The following is a 26,562-nucleotide window of genomic DNA, read 5'->3' on the forward strand; positions in this document are numbered from 1 at the left end:
TGTCACCGATTTCTCATATACCTGAAATTGTGTTCAATTTCCTCTCCACTTGTAATCCATGCATTTTTCTCATAGCAGTATTCAAGAATCTTAATATACATCTTTTTCTCAGTTGTTCCATCCAGGAACATAGAATTATGCCACAAAAGCGTGAAAACTCCCCTGCATTCTTCAACTCTATCAATGAGACGTTTAACACAATCCAGAGCTACATCAGAGCTAAGTCTCATATAATCAGAAAATATCGTACCATCCATCACCACAAGTGGAATCTCAAGAATATCTATTATAGAACCAGAATTAAGGTTATATGGCATAAAGGGGTGGCACATTCCGTTCCTAAAACCGATACAATCTGCATACCCCAATGTTGTATCATAGAGAAATCCTGCATTGGCTATATGTTCCCATGTATCCGGGGTGCGGAAGCGGAGATAATGATTCCGGTAACCAACAATCGTTGTTCCAAGGACATTCTCCAGTCTCTTTTTTTCATCACTGATACGATCATAGGAATTATAAGCTTCATGCCCCCCATGAAGTCCCACCTCACACCCACGAGATCTGATTATTCTCAGATCATCTTTCAGATCCATAACATCGTATGAATAATCCAGATCTCCTGGTTGTAAAGCAAGGAAATAAAAACTTGATTTGGCATTATATTTTTCTTCCAAATCCATTATTTCTTCAAAATTACATAATGGGTATCGTTTATTGAGTGCACCTTTGATGGATACTGAAAGTCCATTTTTGTCCAGTCTACAGAGATTTTTTGCTACAAGATATCTTCTTTCGGGAATACTGCGGAAAACAATGTCGATATCATGTGTAAGGCAAACAGCAAATTTTTTACCATCCGGGTATTCTGGTTTATAGCCAGAATCCATCAGAAATTGGGATACATCCGGTTTAAAAATGTCTCTTGTTTTGCTGAGATAATATGAAAAACGATCGTGCTGATCTCGGAATTCGGGATTGTATTCTTCCTTTCGGGTAAAATTATCCCATAATTCCGCCTGATTTTGAATTCTTTCAAGATATTCCCTGTTCATGAATAATCCTTTTAATCATTAATTGAGGAGATTACTGAACAGATCTTTTCTGCAGCATCCCCTTTGCCAAATCTATCAAATGATTTTATTCGTTCAGATGGAACATCACGGACCGAATCAACAATTTTTTTAGAATCCGCCCCGACTAGCACATTCCACCCGTTTTCCAGTGTCTCCATCCACTCAGTATTTTCCCGTAGTGTGACACAGGGCACTTTAAGGATATACGCCTCTTTCTGTACCCCTCCAGAGTCAGTGAGAATCATCTTCGCATGTTTCATCAGATGGAGCATGTCTAGATACGAAAAGGGTTCAGTCAAACGAATATTCCCAGGGAGGTCACTATATATTCCATATTCTTTCAGGCATTTTACTGTCCGTGGGTGGGCAGGAAATATGATTGCCGAATTGAAGGAATTACCCGTTTTGCAGACATCACCCATACCATTTGATTCACTGATTACCCCAAATGCCTCCATAATATTTCTCAGGTTCTCTTCAGAATCAGTGTTTGAGGCCCGGTGGACGGTTGCAACATAATATTCACCCTCATAAATACCCAGGTCATCAAGAATTTTTGAGGACTGTTCTGCAATTTCGACATTATTGATAAGAGCGTCAACCATCACATCCCCTGTGAGATAAACTCCCTTTGTTATTCCTTCCGCAGCAAGATTCTCAACCGCTGTTTGTGTCGGGCAGAAGAGCAGATTTGAAACATGATCGGTTATAATTCGGTTAATTTCCTCTGGCATCGACCTGTCATAACTCCGCAGACCTGCTTCCACGTGGGCAACGGGAATATGCAGTTTCACAGCCGCAAGGGACCCCGCGAGTGTGGAATTGGTATCACCATAGACAAGTACCATATCCGGCTGCTCTTTTTGAAGAACGTTTTCAATCTCAGCAAGCATCTTCCCGGTCTGCCCACCCTGGGGGCCGGACCCAATACCCAGATTATAATCCGGTGCCGGTATTGCAAGTTCGGTAAAAAAGATATCCGACATATTGGCATCATAATGCTGCCCGGTATGGACGATTATTTCTTCATGCTCTTTTCTAATTGCCTGTGAGACAGGAGCACACTTAATAAACTGGGGACGGGCCCCAACTATGGTGACAATCTTCATCTGTTTAATACCCTCATTCTCAATTTAGCAGTATTTTTCTCATTTTCAAGTTATCTGTAGGTATTCAGACTGAATCTGAAATAATGAGGTTCCCAATCCATCACTCCAGCGAAATAATACCGGAATACCTATAATACAGACAAATACCGGGTCATGTTTTTAGCCTTAGAGTCAAATTCCAGTAGATTATACACTCCTGCAATCCAGGCATCAGACTTAGGCAATGTCTCTCCCCGTAACCGTTCATATTCAAGTTATAGTAATTGGCAATACATAAATAGTACATGCAATAATTTTATTTTTTGATATGCACGACAGTGCACATATTAAGATTAGTTATTCTGTAATTGGTTGAATCAGGATTGTCTGTCTTCATGGAAAAAGGTTTAAAGAGACCTTGCTGAAACGTATGGCGGACATTCAATTTTACTGAAAATATATATAGGATCTTCTGGTTCATTCATGTCCAGAGAGAGGTCTGTTATTTATCTGGTATGTGATCAAAGCCGTACTCATACATTCTCATTAATAATTCATTTCCATGGAGCAGAATACTGGTCCGGTCCATGTTGATATCTATCCCCTGTGTTTTCTTTTTCCAAAAAAATATCTCTGAAATTCAGTATTTCATACAACGAGGTTATCGAATCAGTCGTACCAATAGAAAATACCATATTTCAGCTCGATTACATGCGGTCATAATTTTGTCTGCATTTTGGTCAATTGAAATATTTCTATGAACAAACATAGTTCTTTTAAAATGGATAAAATTAGGCTAAAACAGATTATAATAAGATAATGGGCCTCAAAAACCAATGAAGATAAATCAAAATAGTATTTTATGAGGATACGTAATCCTAAGTAAAATACGTGCATTTCAAAGAAGGTTTGAAGAGAGAAATCATCATACCAACTCCTCCTTTTAGCATATAAAAAATGATGAAATATCCAAAAAAAAGAACTATTTATTTATGCCAAATAAAACGTGTTCAAAATCATATAAAATCTAAATTAAATATCGCCACTCCTAAAATAATTATCAAAACAGATCCGATTATCCTTGGATTTACCTCCTCTTTCAAAAAAACCGATGAGAAAATTACCACTACAACAAAATTTAATCCCGTAAGTGCATAAAATACTTTAAGGTCTATCTCACGGAGCGCTAACACGGTTGAAATTGTAACAAGCACAAAAATCGCATATGCACATACAATCGGTAATTTCAAATAATCACCAATAAATCCTCTGAATCTCCCATCACGCCCTGCTGCCCACTTTAAAATCGTCTGTGATATCCCAGTCAGAAGAATTGATAAAATTGCAAAAAAAAGACCTCCGGTTGGTATCATTGTACATCACTTTTCAGATCAGAATTGTCATCTAAAGTTTGCCTGTTTTTGAACTCCCGTGATAGCACTGCAATACCAATAGAGATCAATAAAAGACCGATGATATTTTCAACAGTAATTCCTTCGCTAAAAAGCACAGCTGAGGCAATAAGGATTACAAAATTAACAATACTCATAAAGGGATAAGCTAATGATAGAGGGTAATGTTTCAGGGCCTGCTGCCATACCAACGCCTGAAATACCATACATACGAGAGAGAATATATAGAACATATTTGTTAGGATATTTAACGGAAAAGATGACAGGATAGAGATGCTCATCGCTGCATATTTCCCGGTGATGCCCGCCATTGCCTGAAAGAGGATGGCAAGAATAATAAAGAGATAATTTGAATGTTCTTTCATTTTAAAGATATTTCTCCCCGATTACATACTGTTGTCCATACGATACTTCAACAAGAACTCTCCTTAAATATTCTCCAATAATGCCAAGAGACAGTAATATCATTCCTGATAAAAATGACACCGCAACCATAAGGGAACTCCATCCAATAATGCCAAAAGAAGGATCTGTCAGACTTCGTATAATCACTGATATTCCATATAAAATGCTAAGAATACTGGTAATAAATCCTAATGAACTAATCAGTGTCAATGGAAGAACAGAGTGATTAATAATTAAGTTTAATGAGAGTTTTATATACTTCAGAAATGAATAATTAGATTGTCCTTTTTTTCTTGGGTTATGAATAACTTCAACATCGGTAACATTGTCCATTGATGTACTTTCACTGATTACTGCTGCCAAAAAAATATATGAGCCTTTAAACGTACAGGCATTTTTTATTACATCTCTTGAAAAAATTGCAAAACTCGAAAGATAAACAGAATCAGGGATTTTTAAAATATTATGCATTAATTTTTCAAATATATGGCTGAAAAAATTTTCAGTCCTGCTATGTTGTTTTTGAATATATCTCCCATAAACGACATCATATCCTTCTTTTATCTTATTTAACAGCACAGGTATCTCTTCAGGAGGATGCTGAAGATCATCATCCATGATAACTATATAATCTCCTTTGGCAAAATGGAAGCCGCATAGCGTTGCATTATGCTGTCCAAAATTTCTCTGCAAATGGATAATTCGTATATTATTATTTTTCCGGCTAATTTTTTGTAATATGTCCCAACTATTATCAGAACTGCAGTCATCAATAAAGATGATTTCATAATCTTCAATTCCCTTTGAAAATACTGCAGCAAGCCTGTCAGTTAATTCAACTAACGTATTCTCGCTGTTATAAACAGGAATTACTACTGAAATTTTTTGATTTGCCATTTTCTGCCCCCCCTTCAGGATTATTTACACTCTTTTTAAATCCTCTTTTGATTCCTGTCCGACCCTCTACGCTACCTCATGTATCTTATGGGATACATCTGCGACTCAAACACATATGCATTTCAGGATACTCCATTGCATTTTAAGCAAAATATATTATTCATAGATTTTCCTCATAACAATTTTTTCATCAGTTAAATGAAAGCCAAAATGAATATATACATTAAATACATCCAGATTATGACTGGATATCGAAGTGGTGGCTACCTTAATTCCCTGCGAAAATGCAGAATTAAGACAATCAGTCAATAAACCAACAATGAATCCATACCCTTTGAATTTTTCTGAAACACCCCCTAACATAAAATGCATTTCATCAGATTCATTTTTGATCATTGAAAATCCAATAATATCCCTGTTTTTTTTTGAAAGATATACATATGTCAAATAATTCTCATCATCAAATGAATTTAAGAACCAGTTCTTATATCGCAACCCAGAATATTTTTGATCTAATTTTGGATCTAAAAAATAGCGATCCGTATCAAATGTCGTTGTAATAATCTTTGTTATTTCATGCACTGCTTTTTGATCAGAATAATCCAGTCTCTGCAAAAAGCAATGCTTTGAATAAAACGAATCAGGATATTTTATACTAATCTCTTTCTTTAATTCGTATAGTGACTCCATATAATTAAAGCCAAGTTCTTCCAGGTAGTGGATTTTCCTAAAATCTCTGCTATTTAATTTTATAAAACTCATAAACGCATTATCAATCGAACAACTCTCATCAATCTCTTTTAATTCAGGTTTGCTGAAATAATCAGTGTTCTGAATCTCAAACACGTTTTTATGAAATAATTTAGTGTCCCATTCAATCAAATCCTTTTTCATGCGAATCATTTAACCGTCATAAGCTATATCACAATATAAATATTTGCACAAAACGGCATGGCAATACAGAATAGAATATATTGGGTATAGAAAATTATATCCCATCAAACAGTGTCTGGACCATCTATTTCGTGCATATTTTTCCCATCATTAGAATATTCACTAATAATTCTATCTGCAATCTGAGGTCCGGTAAGATTATTCTCTTCCAGAAGATATTGATAGTCACCAACTCTTTGAAAAGCATCATGAATGCCAATTTTTACTTGTCGTGGTGTATTTGCAATTTCGCTCAGGCATTCTGCTACTGCTCCACCAAGACCTCCAATCACTGAATGTTCTTCAACAGTCACAATAAGGTTTGAGTGTAGACACACATCATTGATTATCGCAGTGTCAAGTGGTTTTATCGTATGCATGTTGATAACAGATGCCGACACCCCTTTTTCATGTAATATTTCAGCAGCTTTGAGGGATTCATAGACCATAGTGCCGGTTGCAATAATTGCTATGTCTCTTCCATTTTTGAGTTGTATTGCTTTACCAAATTCATATTCATAATCTTCATTATAGACTATCGGATTTTTCATTCCACCGCTTAGACGGACATACATTGGCCCCTGATAACGTGCTGCACTTTTAATGACTTTTACCGTTTCCAATCCATCAGCAGGCGAAACCACCATTACATTTGGGATGGCTCTCATGAGGGTAAGATCCTCTATACCATAATGGGTATTTCCGGACATCCCCATAGCAAGACCACTTCCCGTTCCGATGACTTTGACATTGGATTTCATATATCCAAGCTGGACACGAATTTGTTCATACGAACGCATTGCCAGGAAATTTGAATATGTCGTTACGAAAACATTCTTTCCCTCTTTTGCCATTCCGGCAGCGACACCCACCATATTCTGCTCTGCAATTCCGGTGTTAATTAATTTTTCAGGAAATTTTTCCTTAAATCGCGTAAGCCCTGTGAGGGTTGTTAAGTCTGCAGTTAGAACGACTATTTCATCATCCTGGGCAGCAATTTCCTCCATACTTATTGCAAATGCTCCACGTTGGCCAAGTTTTGAAATAAAACGGATATTTAATAGATTTGAATTAGTCATTATTTGCCCCCCGTATTTCTTCAATGGCCTGATCATATTGCTTCCGGGACAGAACAGAATGATGCCACGCTTTGTTGTTCTCCATAAATGAGACGCCTTTTCCTTTTATCGTACTTGCAATGATCACATGTGGTTTTACGATAGCAGATTGCGTACAGCATGAAAAGGCATGATATAAATCCCTAATATTATGACCGTCAACTTCTGTTACTTCCCAGCCAAAACTCTCCCACTTGGCCTTAAAATTATCCAGATTCATAACATCACAACACGGCCCGTCATATTGCAATTTGTTATGATCAACAATCACAATCAGATTTGACAGATGATAATGCGATGCAAACATGGCAGCTTCCCATATCGAACCTTCATCACATTCTCCATCCCCGACAAGAACATACGTAAGATAGGGCTTTTTTTCCATTTTTCCTGCCAGAGCAATTCCGGCTCCAAATGGCAATCCCATTCCAAGACTGCCAGTTGAACATTCAATGCCCTTCTCCATATTGAGAATTGGATGACCGGGTAAAAATTCCCCGCTGACTTCAAATTTTAGTAATTCATCTGTTGAAAAAAATCCTGCTTCGGCGAGTGCGGTATAATAAGCCAGAACACCGTGTCCTTTGCTAAGAATAAAACGGTCTCGATTATCCCATTCCGGATTATCCGGATCAAAACGAAGGATTCCCCCATAAAGGGTTGCCATAATTTCTATCATTGACAACCCTCCGCCAATATGTGAACCAATTGATCCAACTGAATAGGCCATTTTTAATGCTTGTTCCCGCATTCGCCCAGCCATTTTTTCAATAAAAGAAATTTTATTCTCTATTTCATCACTTTCAAATGTATACTCCATTTTTTACGCCCCCCACCCCGATAATCACCTCAAGCATATGATGAAAATATGCCAAAATAATGTGACAAGGGTATCCCGTTTGGTTCCCCGTAACCTACAGGACACACATTGATGCCAAAATCGTTTTGACTTTCTCACCCATGTTTTTTTATCATATTAATTTCTGTCATATCAGGCACCGGAATATCAATTTGTAATTGTTTCAGATGATATTCCTCTCATAGTATTATTACATCTCCAAAGACTTCCTAACAAGAGAAATTGTCTGGATTTTCGGGATATCATCAACACCTGCTATATCCGTCAGACATTTAATACTTTTTGGCAGAAGCCAAAATATTCGGTTGAATGTATTGAAGATTAACCATATGTTTATGGAAAAAACCGGTGGTTGGATATTTCTTAAATCCTGAGAATTGGGTTAAAATGAATATAAACGACGCTAATTAATTTTGGATGATGGAGAGTATCATAAAATGACATATGTGAAGTAACAGTTGCGTTTTGGAATATTTAAAACAATTATTTAAGTATTGTCCACCTCACAAGTCTGCTTAAAGGTAGAATTCCATCCCAGGGAAGATCATAATCATGAATTGTTCCGGGACTAACAATTCTGTCGACGCCACAATATGTTGCTTCAAGAGCAAAATTCTCTCTTTTTTCCGGATCTAATATTGAAACAGATAATGCCTGAATTTTTCGTGTAATTAGTTCAGTAACATTATCAACAGAATCAACTTCTTTCAGAAAAATGCATTTGCCATGAATCGGTTCTTCTAACCGAAGATCATTATCGATTAAAATTGTCCAGCTTAAATCATCAGAGGCAATGACTGACTTATCATCTGACAATAAATATTTTGCACGGATGTTGATGATATTTGCAAGTATTCCTGGATCCGTGGGCTGTATTCTCAAATCTTCCGGAAGATTTGCAAAATACCCGCCCAGTCGCTCCCCAATGTGCTGGAGCTGATATTTACTTTTTTCAAAGAATAGCACCTGAGGGGATGAACAAGCCATCTGGTTGAAAGATGCAATGTCTTTTGCAGTTTTTTCTAAAGAATTTTCGAAAAGATCACTCTCAATAAATGCATGGTCAAACACACAAAATGAATATTTTGGCCCATATACTATTGTTTCACAGTGGTCTTTTTGTGGCAATGCCAATATTGACTGTATTGCTTTTGAACCACCATATATCAATCTGCAATCAGCATTAATTGAAAAATCTGCACTTATTTCATGATTTCTTCCTTCAAAGGAGACGACTGAAATTGCTTTAACAATATCAATTGCAGAATAGTTTGTGTCATCATATGAAATTTCAACTGTTGCAAGTTCCTGTAGAAAATCAAGAAGAACATCTTTGTTCTCTTCAGGAACCTTGACAATACTTCCGTTCTTTGAAAGAATTGTCTGAATAATTGAGATAATTGCTAAGTTCGGGATATTCGCTGCAACCCAAAGGCAAACAACTCCTCTTGGCTGCGCAGTCAATTTGAAACGATTTTCTACTTTAGAAAAGGAATCCGGATAGGAAAGGTTTCCATAATTTATTCGGCAGATTTGTTCCAGATTTTTCTTTCTCAACCACAGGGACAAATATGTCATTCCCTGGATTTTGTTAAGATGTGGATTTTTTATGATTTTTTTCCCCATTGCGGATAACATCTCAATGATTATCGGCAATGGCAATTCATAGAGTGCCCTGCGATTGGCATTCACAATATGTGATATAGCGGCAAAATTATCCGGATTTTGCTCAGAAAATTTCCCATCAAGCAAATAACACTTAACCACAAAATTCACTCCTTAAACGTATCTCCACATCCACGAATCTCTGCTTTTTCAATGCGTGATGAGAATCTGAAATATGTTCCTTTTCGTCCGCACGGGCAGTCATCAATTCCCACTACATACCCTAGATCTTCAGTAAGGATCGCCTGAGAATAATAGCTATCTGACAATATGCTCAAAATTTCAATCATTCCAATTTCGCCTACTGCACAGGGCTGAAGGGAGTAGGGGTTTCTAACAATTACCTGTGATATATTTGGAACATGTTTATTTCCACACTCACAGTCTACAAATATAATACCTGTCTGTTCAGCCATGCCATAAAAATCCAGAATATTACCTGTATCAGTATTAAAAACTGAAGACAAAGCTTCTGAAAAGAATTCTTTTGAAACCTTTTCTTCTTTAAGCTTCTTCCACCCTCCGCTATGAAATAACAAAATGTCATTAAATGCAAAACTGATGTCTTTCTCAATTATTTGCTTATAAAATACCGACCAGATTATATAGGTGAAGCCAAATGCATACACATCTTTGCCAGAGTATTTTTCAATAACTTCCTTAATCACTGGCTCATTTAATGTCAGTTTCCCGTTTTCTTCCTTAAGAAGATAATATGTGTCCTTTGCATAGATGCTAAGCCCCCTTACACCAGCAGTTCGTGCGGAAAATTCAGAAACAGAATTATTGATACCTTCATGATCAATTACAAGGAATATTTTCCGTTTATTTCCCATATAATCCGAAAGAATTTGTTTTAATGATTTCATCTGCTTTAAAACAGTTTTCTTGTTTAACGGCACCATACTGGTATTGTCACTTGTTGTGCCACTTGAACGCAGAATTTTAACAATATTTCCGGAATCACAGGTTGATAAATTAAAATATTTAAACATCTGAACAGGAATTTGTGGAATCTCTTCTATTTTTGTAATTGAGGAAATATCTATGCCCTGTTTTGAAAACATGTTTTTTATGTGAGTGTTATTTTCAACGGCATTTTCAAGCTGAATTTTAAGTATTCCGGTTAAAATCTGATTTTTTTCCCGATCTTCTAAGATATACGGTGATTTCGTCAACAATTCATTGATCTCAGAATCGAGGTTTATCATAGAATCAGTCACTTAAAATCATCTCCATAATTTTATTCCGATCTACTTTGCCTGATGAATTCAATGGAAATTCTTTGAAGACAAATACTTTTTTTGGAACCTTATATGAAGGCAGATTTTTATTGCAACAGGAAAGAATAATATCGTCAATCTGATTTTTTTCATCAATTTTTGACCGGACTGCTGCAACAACCCCTTCACCCATTATATCATCTGGTATCCCGATTACCACACATTCAAATATGGAATCAAGACTGAGGATAACATCTTCAATTTCTTTTGGGGAAATTCTGTATCCCCCGGATTTTATAATGTTTTTTGAGCGACCGACGATGTAGATAAAACCATCAGAATCGATTGTTGCAAGATCACCGGTATATAGTCTCCCGTTTTTTAAAACTTTAGCTGTTTCCACAGGGTCTCCATAATATCCTTTCATAATATTGTTGCCACATGCTGTTATCTCACCAATCTCACCATGTTTGATTTTATTTCCATTCTTATCAAGGACTTCAAGTAATACCCCCGGGATTCCTTTTCCAATAGAACCCATTTTTTCCCTGATTAGATGCGGAGGCAAATAGGACAGTCTTGAAGTTGCCTCTGTGGCTCCATACATTAAATAAAATTCCTTATCGGGAAATGAATCCACAATTTTTTCTATGTATTTATTGGGAAGATGCCCCCCGGACTGTGCAAAATAACGTAAAGATGGATAATCTCCTTCTAATAGCGGTGATTTATTTATTAATATCTGATAGGTGCTGGGAACACCGGCAAACCCTGTACAATTGTGCTTATTTATATCCTTAATAACGGAACCCAGAAATGGTTTATTATGCAGATAAATGCTGCCGCCTGCACGAATATGTGTATGAAGTAGAGAAGCACCAAAACAATAGAAAAAGGGTAGTACAATATAAATTCGATCATTTTTTGTTAAATTCAAATATTCAACAATCGAATTCGTATTCTCACAGAGATTTCTGTGTGTCAGCATCACTCCCTTTTTTGTTCCGGTACTGCCGGAAGTAAAGATTATGACAGCGACATTATCGTCATAATTTTCCGGAGTGATTATTTTTTTTGTTTCATAGAATGATTCCTTTAGGAAAGATTCAGTGTATATATCATCACTGATTCCTGGAAATTTACATTGGTATTTTTCCTGAATGAAATATGCACCTAATGAACATGTATCAAGAACATCCTGAAGATCTTTATTACTAATCTGTGTTTCAATGAGTACAGCTATATTTCCACTTTTAATTATTGCCAAATAACTGATAATAAAAAAATCATTGTTATCAGAAAGGAGCAAAATTTTTTTTCCCGTGGAATATTTGGTTTGGATAAAATAAGCCAGATTAATTATTTTTTCATACATTTCATTATAACAAATTTCATCCTTACCTGCGAGTACAGGATTTGTGGATAATTTATTCTCTTCAAATAAATAATCTACAAAATTCATTTTACTCAGCCAAATATTTTGCAATAGTCTCTTTAATTAATCCAAAATTTTCCATTGCAATAATATCGTCCATTTGAAATTCCAGATCAAATTGATCTTCATATTCTGACACTAACTGAAGATGTTTTAAGGAATCCCACTTGTCGAAAGAATTATATGCAGTATCATCATTGACATAAGATTCTTCAACACCCATTACATTGCAGAATATCTTTTTAATCATGTATTCTGGTTCATTTGTCATTTTTCCAACACCCCATAAATAATTGCAAATGCGATTGCTTTATCTTCACAATGTGAAATACTGATTTCAGTCTTTAGTTTTTCATAACTTTTAACCTTTATCCATACCTTAGGCACTCCATTTTCATCATTCAGTATCTCAATTTTTTTGTAGGCTACCGGTTTTAATCCATATGCATAAAGGGCTTTAATTACAGCCTCTTTCCCTGCAAATCTACCTGCTAAATGAGAACATGCATTTTCCTTTGAAAAGCAATAATCAAGTTCATTGTCAGAGTAATTCTTTTGCAAAAAAGAGTATTCTTCATTATTTACAATATCATTAAAGCGACGAATGGTTACTATATCTGTTCCAATAGAGATTTGCATAAAATCCATCCTTTTTCTAATTTATATTACATTATACGAATATATCAATTTCAATAACACATTATCGATATATTTTTGTTCATTTAATCCAATACCTGCAAAAATAGGCAACCTCAGTAACCGCCCACTGATATCCTCTGTGATTGGAAGATCACCTTCAGCATATCCATATTGCCGTCCCATAGGAGCAGAATGTAATGGGACATAATGAAAAACAGCATAAATGCTTTGCCTTTTAAGTTTTTCAAGCATTTCATTGCGAACAGCCTCTGTTTCAAAAAGTATATAGAATAAATGGGCATTGTGTTCAGCATATTCAGGAATAACAGGAAGCCGAATCCACCCTCTCTGTTCGAATGGTTTTAACGTTTCATAATATGAATTCCAAACAGAAAGCCGCTTTTCTTGAATATCATCCAGATGCTCAAGTTGGGCATATAATAAAGCTACCAGAATATCACTGGGTAGATAACTTGAACCAATATCAACCCAAGTATATTTGTCTACTTCTCCACGGAAAAACTGGCTACGGTTAGTACCCTTCTCTCTTAAAATCTCTGCACGATCATTGATTTTGGGTTCATCTGTGTTGATGAGAAGAGCACCTCCTTCTCCGCAGACATAATTCTTTGTTTCATGGAAACTATAACACCCAAAATCTCCTATAGTTCCAAGATATTTCCCTTTGTACTTAGCATTCACTCCCTGAGCAGCGTCTTCCACTACTGAGAGACCATGAGTGTCCGCTATCTCCATAATTTCATCCATGGCACATGAAACGCCTCCATAATGAACAGGACATATAGCACGGGTATTTTTAGTGATCTTTTTCCTGATATCCTCAGGGTCAATGTTTAGGGTATCGCTGGAAATATCTGCAAAAACAGGCTTTCCTCCGGCCAAAATAATTGCATTCGCGGTCGAGGGAAATGTGTAAGATGGAAGAATTACTTCATCTCCAGGTTTGAGATTTAGCAAATAAAACGCAAGCTCAAGGGCGCTGGTACCTGATGTTGTTAAGAGAGCCTTGCGTGCACCAAAACGATTTTCAAAAAATTGCTGAACAAGCTTTGTATATTTACCATCACCACTGATATGGCCACCCGACTGAGATAACTGGATCGCATCTTCAATATATGACAGTTCATTTCCTGTCAGATAAGGACAGTTAAATGGAATCATTGGAATTTTATCCGAATGGATGAAATATTCAATAACTGAAGATTCACTCCCCTTCAAAATGGGATGTTTACGTGGAATCCTTGTTTTTTCCCTGACTGGATCAAACATTTATCCCAGCCCCATATCAGCAAAGACCACGCTCTTCCGTTCACCAGTACTAAAGGAACAGACAGCTGCATCCGCAATCGAATTTTTCAATACCATGATTGGCACTACGCCTATACACACCCTCAACATCCGCAAAATATGTACATTATTTCCCATATTTACCCCCCAGAGATTGTATCACAAAAGACGACGGACCCCCCAGCCAGTCATCAAATTCACGAGGGTCTATAACAATTTTCTGCATATAAATATTACGGCCACTGGAACCGACCAATAGTTGGGACGTTGCATTATGCTTCCCAGGATATTAGGACATTTACAACGCTCATTCCCTGAAAAAACTCCCAATAGCATTATAATTTTGAATACACAACAATAGCATTAACAAAAAAAATTAAAACCCCAATATTAGGCCAATATTCTATTTTACTCACATTTACGGATTCATTTCAGAGCAGATATCTGTAATTCGTGAATATCAGCAGATATAATACACCCACAAATAATAATGTTGCACTCAATTTAGTAAATTGATTGGAACATTTTGAACAAATGTATATAATGGCAACGTTTCACACGATATTTTTCTAATTTTGGTCTATTATATGGGTTTTTGGAATTTGCTAATATCATTTCCCTTTAAGAATCGAATATGGCATACAATTAATACTGAATAATCCAAAAGGGGCAACTAATCTAATTTAAGAGAATTACCCTATCAATGAAAATCAGGGGGGAAATAATCCAACAAAAATTAATAGATAAAATAACCTGGAACATGAATTGAGGAAAACAATACCCGGATCAAAATAGCGAGGAAATTTAAGATGGATATAATAATTGTTGTTCATACAGAGTTCGGTTTTGTACACAATCATGAAATAATCTACAATAAAATGGCAACAGAGGGTGTAAGCAAAGGTGTTCCAAATCTGGTAAAGATTGCAAATAAATACGAAGCAAAAATAACATTTGCTGTAATGCCTGAAGTCGCTAAATCATTCCCTAAAGATATTAATCACGAGATAGGTTTGCATATTCACGCAGGATGGGAGGAGTTCAGGAGTGGTGAATTTACATACCATGTTGGTGATAGATATTTACGTGATCATTGTAACCAGTCATCCTCATCAACGGTGCTGAGAGGATATCCATACAATGAACAACTAGACATGATACAGACTGGAATTGATTATTTATATGATATATTTGAGGAAAAGCCAACCACGTTTGTGGCAGGCAGATGGTCTATTGACAACAACACGGTAAAGGCTCTAACCAAAACAAGAATGGAAAGAGATTGCTCTGCACCGGCACATGCAAAATCATCTTATTATGATTGGTCTAAACTGCCCCGGATTTGTATGCCCTACCATCCGGATGAATATGATTATCAAAAGAGAGGGAATGATCCGCTCCTGATTATTCCAATATCGCAAATGTTTCCAAAAGGTATTGTCAGTCCGGAAATAGTACCTCTAGTTGGACTTTCCTGGATGAAGGCATGTTTTATCGAATATATAAATCAAAATATCCCAATATTTCACATTTGTTTACATTCTCCTTGTATGACTGATCCTTTTTTCATATCTGTTATGGATGAGTTTTTACATTTTATTTCAACCTATCATGACATACATTTTAAATTTGCATCTGAGATTCAGGAATATAATCCTGTTAATCCCTCAACATCATTTTCCCCATATGCTCCAAAAATATTCGAAACAGTGGCCCACATAATCCAAAAAAGCATATATGGTTGGTAAATTATTAATTGACCAAATCATCATGTGACATGCAACATATAATTCTGCCAATACTCATTAATTGAATGATTCATAGACTTTCTTAGCTAATGAAAATATTTTCGAGTAATCTTTTTGGTAATGATAATACGTAACCAAATCTCCACCAAACGATTTCTTGAATCTATTTATCCCCTCCATTTCTTCATCCGTTACTTTTTCAGTGGAATATCCTCCCATGTCAAAAAATCTCTTTCCACATGATTTTGCATGAAGCATTGCATTCCAGATTATCATTTTATTGGCATTTCCAATCAGATTCTTTTTTAGATTATAACAATCATCCAATCTTTTTGAGGCGCCCAATAAGCCCCGGAAATAGTCACGATCATTTAAGTACAACAGTCCCCCCAGGATATCACCTTCATATTCCGAAATAAATAGGGTACAGTAATTTTTCATGTATTCAATACTCAAATTATATCTGGGAAGACCCTTATATTTCCTAAAATTACTATTTAATGCGTAAAATTCTTCATATCCTTCATTAATTTTTATTGTTACACCAGAATTTCTTGCCTTATTTATAGCAGATCTACAAGAAGAACGACCCATATTTTTCCAGAGTTCATCCTCGTCCAATGTGAGGTCGATGACAATTGTTGAAAATTCCTGCTTTGAAAAACCATCTGCTTCAACATCTTGGGAACATTGGTAGAAATTGACTGAATCATACCCTTTTACATCATAAGGATGATCGTAAAACCATATTGTTTTCCATTTGAAGCCATATGCACTCTGATCAATCTCTAACATTTTACTTCCTTCTTAAAGTCTTGATACCAAAAGAGCGATAATTAAAGCAATATTATCTCAGGCTCTCTTGCCATTTATCCTGAATAATAATACTTATAATTTATGCAAGAAACAGAATATCATACCCTCATGCCAATCAAATATTACCATAATAAATGCAAAAATCAGAATCGATAATCCATAAAATTCCTTTTAAAAATTCCACGGTAACATTTTGTACAAACTCAGTAGCATAAATATCCAGAATTCTAAAAAACACTACCCTACATTGAATATAGAACAAATATACACAGAGAATGAGAGATAATTGTTCCTGCAGTCTTCCCCGCAAAAGGGAAACCAGAATGGTCGTGTCTCAGGAAATATGCAGATGGAATTTCGGAACTGAGAAAGAGAAATCGATATTTATGTATGCAATTATCAACCTACTACTCGGGAATATCGGAATCATATTGCAGCAAACATACTTCTCTCCGGTGAAGAGAGGGCCGATAACAGCTGAAAATATATGGTCTGGAAAAATATCAGAACAGTGTTGAAACGGTCACAGAAATCTCCGTTTTGCAGTTCCCGGGTTAAAATATTAGGGTGGCGAAAGGATTTTTAGATTATCTAATGGGGATATATTTAAGAAGTATTGAAATTGGATAATGTATCAGAGAACCTCAAGAATTGTATAAAAATATTCAATATATGATATTTATGAATAAATGATCCCATGGGCATTACCACAAACGAAAATGTAAACATGATGATTTTTCGATATTCAAATGGCCCGATTTAGATTTAGTCTGAATAGACTTTTCTGGAATTGTGATGAAATTGTTTCGCGTCAATCAGTTTTTAACTTCCCTGGTTGATCGCCCAATTCGGCAATGTTCTTAGAATCTGTTTAACAACAATTATTGTAAAAATTGGTCATAGATCACTGATATATTTATACTATAAAAATAATTGGTAAAGAGAATTTGATTGTTTCATCTATGATGGAAAATTGATAGTTTAAAGAGCAATTGCCAGATAAATTATTTATAAAATCTTCTGATTCCAGAAATAATTAAATAGTATATGATTAATTGTTCCATAAAATGGGGCATTCATTTCATGACAAAAATAAATACCAAACCAAATGTATTTCTTATTACACTTGATGCTTTTAGCTATAGAATTTTCAAAGAACATCTAGATAGATTTCCATACATAAAGCATTTGGAAGAAGAGTCCGTTGTATTTGAAAATGCATTCTCAATAGGCCCCAACACTTTTTTTTCTTTTCCAGGAATAATTGGAGGAATATATCCCTACCACTTCGGAGTAGGTATCCCGGAAAATGTTACGACACTGTATGGCTATTTAAAGAAATTTGGATATGATACTGCATTAATAAATGAGTCAAATGCATTATTAACTCCACTATTTGGTTATGGAAATGGTCTGGATTTTCAAAACCATTTTCTTGAATACTCTCACTGTGAATCGGACCGAAAAAACCAAACCAAGTTCTTAAAAACTAAAACCAGTAAACAGACAGACCAACGCAATGTATCGTTAAAAGACAGGATATTAAAAATATATAACTTGTTTGATAACAAGTTGATCAAAGATGCTGGAAGGATTTTTGCATGCTCACTCGTCTATGCACAGATGCGAATAAATGGTACAACTGAAAGTTATCCTGAAAGATTACATTTATATAACCAATTTCACCACGGGATACTCGACTACATCGAAAATATCGCATTGGAACCTAATCAACCACACTTTGTATGGATACATACAATCGTTAACCACCTGCCTTATTTGCCAAAAGATAATGCATCAAGATTCTCAGTTAAAGAAATTAATAAACTGAATTATTATGGAATTTCTCAATTTTATACAAAAAAGCGCTCTGCTAAATTAAAAGACCTATATATCGAATCATTAGAGAAAACTGAAGAATTATTAGAGAGCGTAATTCATCATATCAGGGAAAAAGGATTACTTGAGAATAGTATTGTCATAATCACTGCAGATCATGGCGAAGAATTTCTTGAAGATGGGTATTTTGGGCACACGCCGGTGTCTAGCTCCGATAATCTTCTAAATGTACCACTAATGATATATGCGCCCGGAATACTACCAAGCACAAAAATTGACTGTCCGGTTTCAACAATCGATATTTTTCCAACGATAATCGATCTAATCGGTATCGGGGAAAATGAAAATAATAGAGGTATTTCACTGAAGGATTTGATCTTTGCTACTCAAGATACACAAATCACAAAATACCGGAACAGAACGTTTTTTTCTGAAAGCTGGAGTATAGAAGGATTAACAGATAGAAAACCAGGATATGGGAGAGAGAAGAAATTTTTCACAGTCAGAACAGGTGAATATAAGTTAAAGATCATTAAAGAGAGAAAATCCACTAATAGAACCATAGAAAATTATGAACTTTATCGGTGGACAATGAGAACCCCACTTTCGATATCAGACAATATTGAAATATTTGAGGGACTTAGAAATCAACTCTCTGCCCATTTATATGAGGAGGGCAAATATGCCCAAATGGTCAGGAACGTGCAGAAAACACCAGTTAATACCGAAAAACAAAAATTGATAAATGCCGCAAAAAAAATAAAATTAAAAATGTAATACCTCTCTGACCACTAAACGGTGCAAATAGCAAAAGAAAAAAAAAGAACACATTCACAATCTTCAATGTATGGACCTATTCTAAATTTATGCAGAAAATACATTCACGAATCCGAAAAAACATCTAAAAGGAAAATGAAATGAAATAATAATAACTGTTTATAATATGATTTAATCCATATACCCAAGAGCTCGAAGTCTCTCTTTTACCATTTCTTCATCTTCTTCTGAATAATCAATCTCGTCATCAGATATTAATTCGTTCATTACTTCGGAAAGAACGAAGTTAACATAATCATCAACAGAGTCATATTCTAAATCAACAATATAATTGTTGATTAAATCATAATTCTCTTTTGAAATAGATACAGTAACATTTTTTTCATCCATACCAAACACCTCATTTAATCATTTTTCAGATTATTACTCACATCCATAAATTAAACCAAATAATTATTTATGTACGTTATTCTTGGATACGGAGAAATATTCATGCTTTCCCCGCAACTCCAAAATCCATAATTTGAGTGGTCCCCAAAAATTCCAACAGCCTCCATTCCATGATCAGACAAAACCATGAATGGATGCTCAATAGATCCTGCAATTTCATCCATATCATTATATAGCATCTTCATTATCATCATATTACCAAAGTTTAGATGCCCAATCACATCAATAGCTGAGAAATATCCCAGCACAAAGTCAAAGTCACCATTAAGAGCCTCTGTGAACTCTTCCTTAATTGCCCGATGGTGAGCAAATGCATCCTGATTGTACTCATTTCGTATCGACGTTTTCTCTTTGGAATCAGATGAATTAAAAAAAGCCGCCAATAACTCGCGGGATCTTGCATGAACCTGACTATTATAGTTATACCCCGGAAGATCAATCACTTTCGGATTTTCAAACTTTGAGAAAAATGTATTTTCATGAGGAATACAAAGGTTCCACATATCTTTATCACCAAGGGCTAACACCTCTTCCTCCTTATTCTCACCGGTCATGAATGAAGACCAAAGAACCATTGTCCTTGGCTGGGAAAATTCAGAGATGTCTGTCTTCCCATAATTTGACTGCATTAGGTTTTTGCAACCAAATTTTTCAACCAGAGTGAATTCAAGGGCATCAATTGCAAGTAATACAATCATACTCATTACAACTCCGTGATTATCCCACCCGCACAGGTATCATCATACCCAAGAACAAATCTTCCAAGTGTCTGTATTTCATTAAAATTATCTACAGCAATGGGTTTTGTTGTTTTAATGGTAACTTCTGCAACCTCACGGTTTTTTATGACTGCCTGTTCCCCTTCATTAAAAATTACAGGTTCGAGAGTAGAGGAATTCATAACAGAATTTATTTCAACAGAACACGTCACTTCCTGAGTAGCACACCGGAAATAAATACTATCTCCAGATGTAAAGGGAGTCTTATCCATCCAGAAGATACGTGCCTTAATTGTATCCGTCACAACAGGCAGTTGATCCGGTGCAGATTGCATACATACAACATTTCCTCTATCAAAAAATAGCTTATCCCGGGTGGTAATGCCGGTAGCACGTCCAGTTTCTGCCTCAGTCGGTTCAGCCAAAAATTCTTCTATCGATGCAACAACGGTTTCTTCACCTGAAGGTAATACTATGATATTATCTCCTTTGTGAATAATTCCAGACTCAACACGCCCGACAATAATTCTCTTGGTAAAGTTGTACACATCCTGGACAACAAATCTCATTGGACTTTCATTTGCAGATGGTGTCACCTCAAAGGTATCAAGAGCCTGTAAAACTGTCATGCCTTTATACCAATTCATCTCTTCGGATCTTTTTGCGACATTGTCTCCTTTACTTGCAGAGATTGGGAGCACATATGAGGGCTCTATACCTATGTTCTCAAGGAAGTGAATGAGTTCTTTTTTAACTTCAATAAATCTCTCTTCACTAAAATCAACAAGATCCATTTTGTTTATAACCACAATCACTTGTTCAAGTCCAAGCATAGAGAGGATATAGGCATGACGTTTCGTTTGCTCTTTCACTCCTTCGTCAGCATCAACAATGAGTATTGCAGCCTCCGCCTGAGATGCACCTGTAATCATATTTTTTACAAATTCCACATGTCCGGGAGCATCAATGATAACATAATTTCTCTTATCCGTATTGAACCAGACCTGGGCAGTATCAATTGTTATTCCCTGATCTCTTTCCTCCTCAAGATGATCCATGACATACCCAAATTCCATGTCTTTACCAAGCATCTCGCATACTAAACGAATTTCCTCAACTTTTTCCTCAGGAAGAGAATCCGTATCGTACAGTAGGCGGCCAATTAACGTACTTTTTCCATGGTCAACGTGACCGACAATCACAAATTTTAGATATTCTTCATTTGAATTTTTTGCCAATTTAACCCCCCCCTTACATATATCCTAGTGCACGAAGCTTTTGCATCATATATGCACGCTCCTTATCCTGTGCCCGGCCACTCCTCTCTGTAACCTCAGTAGTTCTCAACTCTTCAACAATTTCATCGACAGTATCTGCATCTGAATCAACTGGATTGCAACAGGTTTCACATCCAATACTTCGATATCTCTTTCCGTCTTTTGCAAAATATAAGTCAACAATTGGGAGGTTTTCACGCTGGACATATCGCCATATGTCGAGTTCGGTCCAATGAAGAATTGGGTGTACTCGAATGTGCTCCTCTCCTGCCTGTTTATTTTTGAATTGATCCCATAATTCAGGTGGTTGATCTTTATAATTCCACTGAAAATCCCTATTTCTCGGAGAAAAAACTCTTTCCTTTGCTCTAATGCCATGTTCATCACGGCGGATCCCAAGAAGTAATGCTTTGAATTTTTTCTCTGCAATACAGTCTTTAAGACCCTGTGTTTTCAGGGCTGTACAACATGCTAATTTATCACTATTATCCGGACCCATACCAGCATCCAGTGCAGCCTGATTGCATGCAACTACAAGATCAATACCCCAATTATTACTCCACTGGTCTCTGAAATCATAAATTTCTTTAAATTTATATCCAGTGTCAATATGAAGTGCCGGAAAGGGCACATTGCCATAAAATGCCTTTCTTACCAGATGAAGAAGTGTTGTCGAATCTTTTCCAATACTCCAAAGGACGGCAACATCCTTGAACTGTTTATATGCTTCACGAATAATGTAGATGCTCTGACTCTCAAGTTTGTCAAGATGATCCATTCATTTACCCCCCGATAAATATCCTAATTTTTCTAGTCGTTCACGAACAGCATTTATCTCTGTGCCGGTAAGTCCTTCAATATCATTTATGCTGCCTTCTCCTTTTGTTGCAATTGAACGAAGAACGAAAACAGAAAATTCCGTAACACTTGAAAATCCGGTGCCACTAATCATTTCACTCAAAGTCTGATACAGGTCACGAGGAATTTTTAGCGTTACTTTGTCAGACATGACACTCCATTAAGAGTGTTTGTTTTTATATTTATTATTTATCCAGTAATTGGACTTATTTGAATTAATAATTAATAACAGAACAATTATTGTACATTATAATAGTAGTAAACAATAATTTTACACTATCAATAACGCATCAAAAATTATGATAGTAATAATTAGATTGTGAAATCATACGATAATTCCACCAAATCATCCGGTATGAATCAGACCTTACTGCTGCATTCCACCCACCTATATCGAACCTTCAAGATATTGTTTCATACGTGGATCAGAAGGATTGCCAAATATTTTTTCAGCGGGTCCATGTTCAACAATCTCACCAAAATAAATAAATACTACATAATCAGCAATTCTTCTTGCCTGACGTAGAATATGAGTCACAAAAAGTATAGTATAATCTTTTTTTAGCTCGAGTAATTCAGTTTCAATTTTCTTTGCAGAGGTAGGATCAAGGGCCGATGTTGTTTCATCACAAAGAAGTATATTTGGATCATTTGCAATCGTCCTTGCAAGGCAAAGTCGTTGCTGTTGACCAATAGACAACTTATTTGCCGGTGCATCCAAACGTGTCGAAACCTCCTCCCAAAGACCCACACGTTCAAGTGAATTTTTTACAATCTCGTCCTTTTTGACTTTATCTTTAAGGCCATGAATTCTGGGACCATAAATCACATTTTCATAGATCGACATTGGAAGGGGATTTGGTGTTTGTGCTATCATCCCAATTTTCCTTCGAATTTCTGTCACATCAGTATTGGGAGATAGAATATTATCCCCATCGACAGTGATCGATCCTGTATACTCAAGTCCTTCAATCAGATCATTCATTCGGTTAATACTCCTGAGGAGTGTGGATTTACCACAACCGGAGGGTCCGATAATTGCAATTATCTGATTTTTAGGCAATTCAAGATTGATATCAGTTAATATCTTCGTTCCCTCAATTGACAAATTAAATTTTTTTATCACAATTGCTGAATTCAATTTACCACCTACCGGATAACATATTTCATGAGTCTTTTGGACACAATTCTTGAAATTACAATTAACAGTAAAACAATAATTATTAAAATGATCCCCGATGCATATGCCCTCCCCTGAACTTCAGGATATGGTGAACTAATTTGAAAAAATATTGCCAATGGCAAAGTAGCAACAGGATCAAATAGCGAATTGGGGATATTGTCTGTATATCCAGCGGTAAATAACACAGCAGCGGCATCACCAATGCCCCTTCCAAATGCAAGTATTATCGCACCGACAATCCCTGGCATTGCCTGACGTGTGATTACATTTTTTAATGTTTCAAATTCGGTTGCTCCAAGGCTATATGATGCTTCTTTTAAATCCCTATTTACTGTTTGCATAATCTCATCCATTGCCCGAACAAGAATTGGGATGATAAATATTGCAACCGTCACAATTCCCCAGATTAATGCAGCTCTTTGGTGAAATGAAACCAGAAACAGGAATACAAATGCCCCATAAATTAGAGACGGGATTCCACAGGAGACATCAAGGGACAATCTAACAAATTCAGTGAATTTCGATTTTTTGTTACTTTGGTTCAGATACCATGATATTGGAATACTAACGATGGTGGCCAGAATTATTGCTCCACCCGCTAAATATAGAGAACCAACAATTGCATTGAGAATACCCCCGCCTTTTCCAAGATAATATCCACCATCCGGTACTTTAGTGATCATATCAAAATTCAGGAAATCAATTCCTTTGAGTATCACCATCGAAAAAACCAAAAGCAGGGACCCAAGTACTATGGCAATAGAGAGATACATAATAATTTTTACTATCTTTTCTTCCATTATCCGGACATTCATGATCCCAACCTCGCCTTTATTCGGATAAGCATGTACTTTGAAAGAACAGTAAAGGCAATGACAACAATTAGGAGAATAAATGCTGCAAACATCAACGCAGAATCGTACATGGGAATTGACATCATTTCTCCATAATTGTTCGCAATGAGTGCCGGTATTGGGTATGCTGGATCAAAAACTGATTGCGGTATGATAGGCACGTTTCCAACAACCATTAAAACGGCCATTGTTTCCCCGAATGCACGACTAAATCCAAGAATTAATGCTGCGATGAGACCCGGATATCCTGCTGTTATAACAACATGTTTTACCATCTCCCAGTTTGTCGCTCCACAGGACAGGGAAGCCTCCCTCATATCAAATGGAACAGCCTGAAATACTTCAAATGATACGGATATCAAAATTGGAAATACCATAATTGCAAGTACAATGCCCCCTGAAAGAACAGTATATCCACTGCTGGTAATATTGAAAAATGGGGCAATTGAATCACGAATCAGGGGTACAATAAGAATTATCCCAAATAACCCATAAACAACAGACGGTATGCCGGCAAGTAAATCAATGAAAGGTTGAATGGTAATCTGAACTCTCTTTGGTGCATATTCTGAGAGGTATAAAGCACAAAATAGAGAAATCGGGATACAAATGATCATTGAAAGAATTGTGACCCACAGGGTGCCCATAATAAATGGTAAAAATCCAAAATCTCCTGACATTGGCTTCCATATAGAAGAAAATAATAGATCGGTAATGGGATACATTGAAAGGATCGGGATTGATTTAACCAGAAGAACAACAGCAATTGCAATAAAAATTAATGCAGACAAAAATGTGGGGACAAACAACCCTTTTCGAACTAGTGAATTGATATTTTGTCGGGAAAAAAAAATATTTTTAAATTCCACTTTCCATCACCGTATTCAATTCACTCGTTAATACTTCTTCAGGAAGGGGAATATAGCCGTTCTCAGTAACATATTGCTGACCTTCTGTCAGAATCCATTCAACAAAATCTTTGGTTGGTCCGGTAAATTCATTTTTAGTTACAAGATTTAAATCACGGGACGGAGGTGAAGGATAAATGCCCTTTGCAATAGCTTCCATAATTTCTGCACGCGTTGAATAGAAAGATTCATTGGAGTCAATCTTTCCATTTTCATTTAAATCGAGTGGGAGTATTAACAATCCTTCAATGGGCAATTCAGTTGTCGGATCATATGCATAATTAATATTGTTGAATCCTATTCCAAAGGTATCTGCCCGAACTGCTTCCGCAAGTCCTGGATCACCAGATACAGCGATACCCCCTATATTTTCCTGATGATAATCACCAATGTATTTTGCCCAGATGGAGGCAGCACCGCATGCATCTGCCCGTGAATATTGATTGATTCTGACATCGACTCCTTCCATGCCATCGAGTTGACCCCAATTTGTCACACTGTTGTTGACAAATATTTTCTCCAGATCAGATTTTGTAGCACCACGTGATAGGATCTTTTCTGCAGCAGGGTTATTACTGTTAATCGTTCCAACAACTGCATCCTTTGTGACAGCAACCCAGCATGCACCCTGACTTTGTTCTTCGGGATATATTTCTCTGGAAACCATCCCTATATCAACCATGCCCGACAATGCATCCGTCATTCCTTTTCCAGCTCCGCCTCCGGAGATCTCAAATTGTATTTCTGGATGAATTTTCTGATATTCTTCTGACCATGTTATCATCATTGGATAAAGGGCAAAAGCGCCAGATATGAATATCTTGCTCTCAGCACTGTCTCCATCAGCGGAAGCATTTGTGCAACCACATGTGCTGACTACTGCTATTAGAACCAGTATTATCACTGTTGCGGATACCAATTTCATGATGGCCCTTATACCACCATATATCATATATATGTATTGGTAGATTGTTGGTATCATACCAAAATATATCATTGGTTACAAAATACCTATAAATACATTATGACATAAATTTCGGGAACAATTTTGATTATTACCATTTTGTTAGAAAAA

Annotated in this window: 26 protein-coding genes; 2 read left to right on the forward strand and 24 right to left on the reverse strand. The window is 36.2% G+C overall.

The features are described 5' to 3' along the window. Positions 1-2: 2 nt before the first annotated feature. From OU421_RS12415 to rffA, 14 genes are all read right to left on the reverse strand, one after another. Entirely contained in the window at positions 3-1,055 is a 1,053-nt protein-coding gene (locus tag OU421_RS12415; protein WP_268186418.1) for a polysaccharide deacetylase family protein, read from the reverse strand. Positions 1,056-1,066: 11 nt separating this feature from the next. Next, positions 1,067-2,185, reverse strand: coding sequence for a non-hydrolyzing UDP-N-acetylglucosamine 2-epimerase (gene wecB, locus OU421_RS12420; RefSeq protein ID WP_268186419.1), 1,119 nt, complete (start codon positions 2,183-2,185; stop codon positions 1,067-1,069). Between the two features lie 995 nt (positions 2,186-3,180). Further along, complete coding sequence (locus OU421_RS12425) at positions 3,181-3,537, reverse strand: hypothetical protein (RefSeq protein WP_268186420.1); 357 nt, start codon at positions 3,535-3,537, stop codon at positions 3,181-3,183. After that, positions 3,534-3,941 (reverse strand): DMT family transporter, encoded by a 408-nt coding sequence (locus OU421_RS12430; protein WP_268186421.1) that lies wholly within the window; start codon positions 3,939-3,941, stop codon positions 3,534-3,536. The genes OU421_RS12425 and OU421_RS12430 overlap by 4 nt, the downstream gene beginning before the upstream one ends. A 1-nt stretch (position 3,942) precedes the next feature. Then, positions 3,943-4,878, reverse strand: coding sequence for a glycosyltransferase family 2 protein (locus tag OU421_RS12435; protein ID WP_268186422.1), 936 nt, complete (start codon positions 4,876-4,878; stop codon positions 3,943-3,945). A gap of 156 nt (positions 4,879-5,034) precedes the next feature. Continuing rightward, positions 5,035-5,781, reverse strand: a complete 747-nt coding sequence (locus tag OU421_RS12440; protein WP_268186423.1) for a hypothetical protein — start codon at positions 5,779-5,781, stop codon at positions 5,035-5,037. A 95-nt stretch (positions 5,782-5,876) separates the two neighbouring features. Beyond that, entirely contained in the window at positions 5,877-6,890 is a 1,014-nt protein-coding gene (locus OU421_RS12445; protein ID WP_268186424.1) for a transketolase family protein, read from the reverse strand. Next, the gene (locus OU421_RS12450) at positions 6,883-7,749 is read right to left on the reverse strand and encodes a transketolase (RefSeq protein ID WP_268186425.1); all 867 of its coding nucleotides are present in this window, start codon (positions 7,747-7,749) and stop codon (positions 6,883-6,885) included. The genes OU421_RS12445 and OU421_RS12450 overlap by 8 nt, the downstream gene beginning before the upstream one ends. Before the next feature lie 522 nt (positions 7,750-8,271). Beyond that, the gene (locus OU421_RS12455) at positions 8,272-9,564 is read right to left on the reverse strand and encodes an acyl-CoA reductase (RefSeq protein ID WP_268186426.1); all 1,293 of its coding nucleotides are present in this window, start codon (positions 9,562-9,564) and stop codon (positions 8,272-8,274) included. Then, positions 9,561-10,664, reverse strand: a complete 1,104-nt coding sequence (locus OU421_RS12460) for a LuxE/PaaK family acyltransferase (protein ID WP_268186427.1) — start codon at positions 10,662-10,664, stop codon at positions 9,561-9,563. The genes OU421_RS12455 and OU421_RS12460 overlap by 4 nt, the downstream gene beginning before the upstream one ends. A gap of 4 nt (positions 10,665-10,668) precedes the next feature. Further along, positions 10,669-12,138 carry an AMP-binding protein gene (locus OU421_RS12465; protein WP_268186428.1) on the reverse strand — a complete coding sequence of 490 codons (1,470 nt, stop codon included), beginning with the start codon at positions 12,136-12,138 and terminating at the stop codon, positions 10,669-10,671. A gap of 1 nt (position 12,139) precedes the next feature. After that, positions 12,140-12,382, reverse strand: coding sequence for an acyl carrier protein (locus OU421_RS12470; RefSeq protein ID WP_268186429.1), 243 nt, complete (start codon positions 12,380-12,382; stop codon positions 12,140-12,142). Continuing rightward, positions 12,379-12,759 (reverse strand): holo-ACP synthase, encoded by a 381-nt coding sequence (acpS, locus tag OU421_RS12475; RefSeq protein WP_268186430.1) that lies wholly within the window; start codon positions 12,757-12,759, stop codon positions 12,379-12,381. Before acpS ends, OU421_RS12470 begins: the two co-directional genes overlap by 4 nt. Positions 12,760-12,771: 12 nt before the next feature. Next, positions 12,772-14,040 carry a dTDP-4-amino-4,6-dideoxygalactose transaminase gene (rffA, locus tag OU421_RS12480; protein WP_268186431.1) on the reverse strand — a complete coding sequence of 423 codons (1,269 nt, stop codon included), beginning with the start codon at positions 14,038-14,040 and terminating at the stop codon, positions 12,772-12,774. Between the two features lie 827 nt (positions 14,041-14,867). Here rffA and OU421_RS12485 point away from each other — a divergent pair. Further along, the gene (locus tag OU421_RS12485; protein ID WP_268186432.1) at positions 14,868-15,806 is read left to right on the forward strand and encodes a polysaccharide deacetylase family protein; all 939 of its coding nucleotides are present in this window, start codon (positions 14,868-14,870) and stop codon (positions 15,804-15,806) included. Between the two features lie 57 nt (positions 15,807-15,863). On the opposite strand, the gene OU421_RS12490 is transcribed toward OU421_RS12485, so the two are convergent. Then, positions 15,864-16,601 (reverse strand): hypothetical protein, encoded by a 738-nt coding sequence (locus OU421_RS12490; protein ID WP_268186433.1) that lies wholly within the window; start codon positions 16,599-16,601, stop codon positions 15,864-15,866. A gap of 1,104 nt (positions 16,602-17,705) precedes the next feature. On the opposite strand from OU421_RS12490, the gene OU421_RS12495 reads away from it, so the two are divergent. Beyond that, complete coding sequence (locus OU421_RS12495) at positions 17,706-19,238, forward strand: sulfatase-like hydrolase/transferase (protein WP_268186434.1); 1,533 nt, start codon at positions 17,706-17,708, stop codon at positions 19,236-19,238. A 171-nt stretch (positions 19,239-19,409) separates the two neighbouring features. Here the strand turns inward: OU421_RS12495 and OU421_RS12500 are convergent, their stop codons facing one another. The 9 genes from OU421_RS12500 to OU421_RS12540 all read right to left on the reverse strand — a co-directional run bounded on the left by OU421_RS12500 (position 19,410) and on the right by OU421_RS12540 (position 26,469). Next, on the reverse strand, positions 19,410-19,628 hold the full coding sequence (locus OU421_RS12500) for a hypothetical protein (protein WP_268186435.1): 219 nt from the start codon (positions 19,626-19,628) through the stop codon (positions 19,410-19,412). A 50-nt stretch (positions 19,629-19,678) separates the two neighbouring features. Then, positions 19,679-20,392 (reverse strand): hypothetical protein, encoded by a 714-nt coding sequence (locus OU421_RS12505; protein WP_268186436.1) that lies wholly within the window; start codon positions 20,390-20,392, stop codon positions 19,679-19,681. Next, positions 20,392-21,645: a sulfate adenylyltransferase subunit 1 gene (locus OU421_RS12510; protein WP_268186437.1), complete on the reverse strand. Its 1,254-nt coding sequence runs from the start codon at positions 21,643-21,645 to the stop codon at positions 20,392-20,394. Before OU421_RS12510 ends, OU421_RS12505 begins: the two co-directional genes overlap by 1 nt. A gap of 13 nt (positions 21,646-21,658) precedes the next feature. Next, the gene (gene cysD / locus OU421_RS12515; protein ID WP_268186438.1) at positions 21,659-22,462 is read right to left on the reverse strand and encodes a sulfate adenylyltransferase subunit CysD; all 804 of its coding nucleotides are present in this window, start codon (positions 22,460-22,462) and stop codon (positions 21,659-21,661) included. Beyond that, the gene (locus OU421_RS12520; protein ID WP_268186439.1) at positions 22,463-22,693 is read right to left on the reverse strand and encodes a hypothetical protein; all 231 of its coding nucleotides are present in this window, start codon (positions 22,691-22,693) and stop codon (positions 22,463-22,465) included. A 237-nt stretch (positions 22,694-22,930) separates the two neighbouring features. Further along, positions 22,931-23,683: a phosphate ABC transporter ATP-binding protein gene (locus OU421_RS12525; RefSeq protein ID WP_268186440.1), complete on the reverse strand. Its 753-nt coding sequence runs from the start codon at positions 23,681-23,683 to the stop codon at positions 22,931-22,933. 8 nt (positions 23,684-23,691) lie between these two features. Next, positions 23,692-24,540, reverse strand: coding sequence for a phosphate ABC transporter permease PstA (gene pstA, locus OU421_RS12530; RefSeq protein WP_268186441.1), 849 nt, complete (start codon positions 24,538-24,540; stop codon positions 23,692-23,694). Continuing rightward, positions 24,537-25,448, reverse strand: coding sequence for a phosphate ABC transporter permease subunit PstC (gene pstC, locus OU421_RS12535; protein WP_268186442.1), 912 nt, complete (start codon positions 25,446-25,448; stop codon positions 24,537-24,539). Before pstC ends, pstA begins: the two co-directional genes overlap by 4 nt. Beyond that, complete coding sequence (locus tag OU421_RS12540; RefSeq protein ID WP_268186443.1) at positions 25,438-26,469, reverse strand: PstS family phosphate ABC transporter substrate-binding protein; 1,032 nt, start codon at positions 26,467-26,469, stop codon at positions 25,438-25,440. Before OU421_RS12540 ends, pstC begins: the two co-directional genes overlap by 11 nt. Positions 26,470-26,562 lie beyond the last annotated feature (93 nt).

This window comes from Methanogenium organophilum (assembly GCF_026684035.1).
Classification (GTDB): domain Archaea; phylum Halobacteriota; class Methanomicrobia; order Methanomicrobiales; family Methanomicrobiaceae; genus Methanogenium; species Methanogenium organophilum.